Genomic DNA, 5,424 nt, shown 5'->3' with positions numbered 1-5,424 from the left:
CGCGCCCTCGAGCTCACCGAGGCGTCGATGGGCGAGCTCGACGCGCGCGCCGAACCGCTGCGCGCCGCCGCCCTGCGCATCCTCGCCGGCCGGATCCACTGGGTGGCCGGGGACGTCGCCGCCGCCTGCCGCTCCTACGACGAGGCGGTGGCGCTGCTGCCCGCCGAGGCCTCCACGCGTGAGCGCGCCCAGGTCCGTGCCCTCCAGGGCCACGCCTTCATGCTCCAGAACCGTTACACGGACGCCGCCGCCTGCTGCCGGGAGGCCATCGCCGTGGCCGTCGCCGTGTGCGCGCCCGACCTGGAGGTCCACGCCCGCAACACCCTGGGCGTCGCGATCGCCATGCTCGGCGAGGTGCCACAGGGCCTGGAAGAGCTGGCCTCCGCGCTGCGGCTCGCCAAGTCGCGCGGCGACACCTGGGAGCTGGGCCGCACCTACGTCAACTTCTCCGACGCGTTGCTGTGGGCGGGGCGCTGGGCGGAGGCCGCCGAGGTCGGCATGGAGGGCGTGCACGTCTGCCGCGGCCTGGGCTACGGCCGTACGACCTGCATGTGCGCGGCGGGCAACACGCTGGGCGCCCTGGTGCGGCTCGGCCGCTGGCCGGACGCGGACCGGTTGGTCGAGGAGGTCAGCGACATCGACGCGCCGCCCGGACAGCGGTGGGGCGTCACCCTGGCCATGACGGACCTCGCGCTGCGCCGCGGCGACGTCCAGGGCGCCCGCGCGCTGCTGTCGTCGGTCGAGGAGACCGTCGCGCGGTCGCAGAACAGGGAGCTCGTCGTCTCGTTCCACGTCTGCGCCGCCTGGCTGGCGATCTCCGAGGGCGACGACGAGGCGTGCCGCGAGCGCGTACGGACCGGCCTGGACCTGATCCGCGGCTCGGAGTACCTGCGGCTCGGCCCCGAGCTCTGCGCGATCGGGCTGGCCGCCCAGGCGTCGCTCGGCGGCGACCCCGGCGAGTTCCTCAAAGAGTGCCGGGAGTTCCTCAGCGGCATGATCGGGTGCCCGGAGCCGGAGGCGTACGGCCGTACCGCCGAGGCGGAGGCGACGCGCCTCACGACCCCCGACCCGGTCGCGTGGGCGGACGCGCGGGTCGCGTGGGAGGTGCTCGGCGAGCCGTACCACACGGCGTACTGCCGGTTCCGCGGCGCGGAGGCGCTCCTCGCGACGAAGGGCTCGCGTGAGGAGGCGGCGACGCTGCTGCGCGCGGCCCACGAGACGGCCGTGGCGCTGGGCGCGGACAGCCTGCGCAGGAAGATCGAGGACCTGTCCCGCCGCGGGCGCCTGGAGCTGGTACGGGCGGGAGAGACGGTGCCCGGGCTGACCGCCCGCGAGGGGGAGATCCTCGCCCTGCTGAGCGACGGCCGTACCAACCGGCAGATCGCCGAGGCGCTGTTCATCAGCGAGCGTACGGTCGGCGTCCACGTCTCACGGATCCTGCACAAGCTCGGCGTGCCCAACCGCGGCGCCGCCGCGCACGTGTTCAGAGCCGCGGAGTGAACGACTCGCCGCGCAGGGCGCGGTCGACCAGCTCGATGCCCTCGGCGATCGTCACGAGGCGGGTGCCCTCGCGCCGGTAGATGTCCAGCACGGCCTCGACGCCGTGCGGCGGGATGACGCCGGACAGCTCCGTACGCGCCGTACGGAACCCCAGCCGGGCCGCCTCGACGCCCGCGGACACGTGCTGGCGCGCCATCCGGGCGAGCGCCACGGGGTAGCGGCGCAGCACGCCGTAGCGGCGGTATTCGGGCGGCACGAACTCCAGGAGCCAGGCCACCGCGGTGTCCTCGAACCTCTCGGTGCCCGGCGGATGCACGCCGGCAGGCCAGCCGGGCGGAACGTACGCGTTCACAGGGATCAGCCTACGACGGATTCGAACATTTGTTCGATGAAGACGCGTGCCGGGGAGGAGGCGTGCCGGGGAGGAGTCAGTCTTCGTCGTCCGTGTTCTCCGGCTCGTCCGGGTCGCGCCGCCGGGTGATCCGGATCGTGCCCGAGTCGAGGTCGTCGCGGCCCTGGCCGCCGGCCTCGGTGTGCAGCTCGTGGCGGCGGATCTTCTCCTTCTCCTCCTCCTCGAGCTGGATCTGTTTTCCGGCGCCGCCGAACGCGGCCTGCAGATCGGCGAACATGCCGGGTCCGAAACCGGCCCCCGACTCGGAGTCACCGCGGATCGCCGACATCAGCCCGCCGCCGCCCGTCCCCTCCTTCGGCCAGTCGATGACCTCTGGCGTGGGAGGCGAGGCCGTACGTTTGCGAGGGCGCCTACGGCGCCGCCGGAACGGTGATCTCACGCATCCTCCAACGTTCGGCCGATCCCCAGGATTCCTTGAGACTGCGAGGGCAGACCCAACGAGACTGCCCGTGAACCCTCGCACAGCCTCTAATGAGGACCCGCCCGAATGGTATGCGCCCTCGCGGTGATCTCGGACGGTAACCTGCGGAGCGTGTCCCTCACTCTGGCCGACATCGTCGGGATCTTCGACGACCGCTACGATCCGGCCTGGGCGGAGTCCTGGGACGCCGTCGGCCTGGTCTGCGGCGACCCGGGCGCGCAGGTCCGCCGGGTGCTGTTCGCGGTCGACCCGGTCGCCGAGGTCGCGGACGAGGCGCTCGACTGGGACGCCGACCTGATCGTCACCCACCATCCGCTGCTGCTGCGCCCCGTGCACGGCGTTCCGGCGACCACGCCCAAGGGCCGCCTCGTCCACCGGCTGATCCGGACCGGGACGGCGCTGTTCACCGCGCACACCAACGCCGACGTCGCCGACCCCGGGGTCTCCGACGCCCTGGCGCGCGCCGTGGGCGTGTCCGGCGACCTGCGGCCCCTCAGCCCGTCGCCGGACGATCCCCGGCGCGGGGTCGGCCGGGTCGGCGTGCTCGCGGCGTTCTCCTCCTACCAATCGGCCGCCCGCCGCGTGAACGGCGTGATGAGCGCCACCGGCCGCCGCCCGCTGGAGATCGTGCTGTTCGACCAGGAGTCGGCGGCGCGGAGCCCCTCGCCGCTCCTGGCGAGTCTCCCGGTCACCGGCCGGCTCGACGGGATCATCCTGGTGAGCCGGCCGCTGGACGACACGGTGGCCGCCCGGCTGCGCGAACTGCGCCTCCCCACCGTGCTGGTGGACGTGCGTCATCCCGGCTTCGACTCCGTCCACACGGACGACGAGGCCGGCGGGCGGCTCGTCGCCGCGCGCCGGCTGTCCCGTGGACACGCGAGGTTCGCCTTCCTCGGCGAGGAACAGCGGTCCGACCGGTACGTCTCACCGTCGCAGCGGAGGCTCGCGGGCTTTCGCGCGGCCCTGGCCGAGGCCGGCCGCACGCCCGTCGTACGCCTCGCCCGTCACGAGGTGGGGCAGGCCCTGGCCACCGCGCGCGAACTCCTGTCCGCGCAGCCGCGTCCGACAGCGGTGTTCGCCGCCGACGACACCCTGGCGGCCGGGGTCATGCGCGCCGCCCACGAGCTCGGCCTCGCGGTGCCCGGAGACGTCGCCGTGGTCGGCTTCGACGACGACGAACTGGCCGAGGCCCTCGGCCTGACGACCGTACGGCAGCCGCTGGAGGAGTCCGGGCGTACGGCGATGGAGCTGCTGCTGCGGCGGATCGATCAGCGCGGGAGCGAGGCCGGGGCCGTACGGGAGATCACGCTGCGGCTCGACCTGGCCGTCCGCGGGTCCACTTGAGGAATTCGTGGCCGCACCAGGTCGTTTTCCCATAATGGACCCGTCGTCACTGGCAGAGCAGCTGAACGCGGAGCGCGAGAAGACGCTCGAGCGCATCGCGGCGCTGGCACACGACCGTGAGGGCGTCATCGAGTCCTCCGTGTCGACCGGCGTGGATGACGAGCACGACCCGGAGGGCGCCACGATCGCGTTCGAGCGGGCCCAGATCGAGGCCCTGCTCGACCAGTCGCGCCGTCACCTGTCCGACCTGGACCTCGCCCTGCGCCGGCTCGACGAGGGCGCGTACGGCCAGTGCGAGGTCTGCGGCGCCCCGATCCCCGCCGACCGTCTCACCGCCCGTCCCACGGCACGCACCTGCATCGGCTGCGCCTCCCGGCGTTGAGCGGGTTCTCACGCGCCTTTAATGATCGCCTCATCGCAGGCCAATCTCGGGCGCCGACCGTGGACCCATGAGCCCGCCGACGTCTGTCTCCCTGTCTCCCGGGCGCGCCGCGCCGGCCGCCCGAAGCCTCCGCGGCTCCTCCGGCGACCCGGTCTGGGCACGCCCGGCGCTCATCGCACTGCTCGCCGCCACGGGTGTGCTCTACGTCTGGGGGCTGGGCGCCTCGAAGTGGGCCAACGCGTTCTACTCGGCGGCGGTACAGGCGGGCGCGCACAGCTGGAAGGCGTTCTTCTTCGGCTCCTCCGACGCGGCGAACTCCATCACCGTCGACAAGACGCCGCTGGCCCTGTGGCCGATGGACCTGGCGGCACGCCTCTTCGGGGTGAACTCCTGGAGCATCCTCGTACCGCAGGCGCTCATGGGCGTGGCCACGGTCGGCCTGCTCTACGCGAGCGTACGGCGCTCGCTCCGGCCGCTCGGCCCGCGCGCCGCCGCGTGCGGCGCGCTGCTGGCCGGAGCGGCCCTCGCGACGACGCCGATCGCCGCGCTGATGTTCCGCTACAACAACCCGGACGCGCTGCTGGTGCTGCTGCTGACCGCCGGCGCGTACGCGCTGCTGCGCGCGCAGGAGCAGGCGAGCACACGGTGGCTGGTCGTGGCGGCGAGCTGTGTGGGGCTGGCGTTCCTGGCCAAGATGCTCCAGGCGTTCCTCGTGCTGCCCGCGTTCGGCCTGGTGTACCTGGTCATGGCGCCGACTCCCCTGCGCCGCCGGCTGCGGCAGCTCGCCGACGCCGCGGTCGCGCTGATCGTGTCGGCCGGCTGGTGGGTCGCGATCGTCGCCGCCGTGCCAGCGGGCTCACGGCCGTACATCGGCGGCTCGCAGCACAACAGCGTGCTCGAACTCGCCCTGGGCTACAACGGCATCGGCCGTCTCAGCGGCGACGAGACGGGCGGCCTGGGCAACACGAACCAGGACGCGGGCTGGATGCGCATGTTCGGCGTGGAACTCGGCGGGCAGATCGCCTGGCTGCTCCCGGCCGCGCTGATCCTGCTGGTGGCCGGCCTGTGGGCGGTCGCCGCCGGTCGGGTACGCCGCGCCGCCGCGCCAGACGGTCCGGGAGGGTCGCCGGCCGTCGCCGGGGCCGCCGCCCTCTTCGTGTGGGGCGGCTGGCTGCTGGTCACCGACGCGGTGTTCAGCCTGATGCAGGGGATCTTCCACGGCTACTACACGATCGCGCTGGCACCGCCGATCGCGGCGCTCACCGGGCTGGGCGGCACGATCCTGTGGGCTCGTCGCCGGCGTCCGGCGGCCACGGGCGCGCTGGTCGCGGTCGTCGTACTGACGGCCTGGTGGTCGTACCGTCT

Annotated in this window: 6 protein-coding genes and 1 pseudogene; 5 read left to right on the top strand and 2 right to left on the bottom strand. The window is 73.5% G+C overall.

The genetic code is table 11. From position 1 onward, the window contains the following. A partial coding sequence (locus ACFFNX_RS40965) for a LuxR C-terminal-related transcriptional regulator (protein WP_378211570.1) occupies positions 1-1,500 on the top strand: 1,500 nt, incomplete at its 5' end. Here ACFFNX_RS40965 and ACFFNX_RS40960 read toward each other — a convergent pair. After that, positions 1,484-1,852 (bottom strand): hypothetical protein, encoded by a 369-nt coding sequence (locus tag ACFFNX_RS40960; RefSeq protein WP_378211569.1) that lies wholly within the window; start codon positions 1,850-1,852, stop codon positions 1,484-1,486. The genes ACFFNX_RS40965 and ACFFNX_RS40960 overlap by 17 nt on opposite strands. A 76-nt stretch (positions 1,853-1,928) precedes the next feature. Further along, positions 1,929-2,291, bottom strand: coding sequence for a DUF6191 domain-containing protein (locus tag ACFFNX_RS40955; protein ID WP_378211568.1), 363 nt, complete (start codon positions 2,289-2,291; stop codon positions 1,929-1,931). A gap of 108 nt (positions 2,292-2,399) precedes the next feature. Here ACFFNX_RS40955 and ACFFNX_RS40950 point away from each other — a divergent pair. The 4 genes and pseudogenes from ACFFNX_RS40950 to ACFFNX_RS40935 form a co-directional block, all read left to right on the top strand. Next, positions 2,400-2,939: pseudogene (locus ACFFNX_RS40950) on the top strand (Nif3-like dinuclear metal center hexameric protein); the annotation flags it as partial. Continuing rightward, a complete protein-coding gene (locus ACFFNX_RS40945; protein ID WP_378211571.1) occupies positions 2,928-3,677 on the top strand; it encodes a substrate-binding domain-containing protein in 750 nt (249 codons plus the stop codon). The pseudogene ACFFNX_RS40950 and the gene ACFFNX_RS40945, both read left to right, overlap by 12 nt. A 34-nt stretch (positions 3,678-3,711) precedes the next feature. Continuing rightward, on the top strand, positions 3,712-4,059 hold the full coding sequence (locus ACFFNX_RS40940; RefSeq protein ID WP_378211567.1) for a TraR/DksA family transcriptional regulator: 348 nt from the start codon (positions 3,712-3,714) through the stop codon (positions 4,057-4,059). Between the two features lie 67 nt (positions 4,060-4,126). Next, the coding region (locus ACFFNX_RS40935) for an ArnT family glycosyltransferase (protein ID WP_378211566.1) at positions 4,127-5,424 on the top strand (1,298 nt) is incomplete at its 3' end.

Origin of the sequence: Actinoallomurus acaciae (genome assembly GCF_042429965.1) — a bacterium.
Taxonomy (GTDB): domain Bacteria; phylum Actinomycetota; class Actinomycetes; order Streptosporangiales; family Streptosporangiaceae; genus Actinoallomurus; species Actinoallomurus acaciae.
Note: the sequence above shows the minus strand (reverse complement) of the source record. Positions and strands in the feature narration are given on the sequence as shown.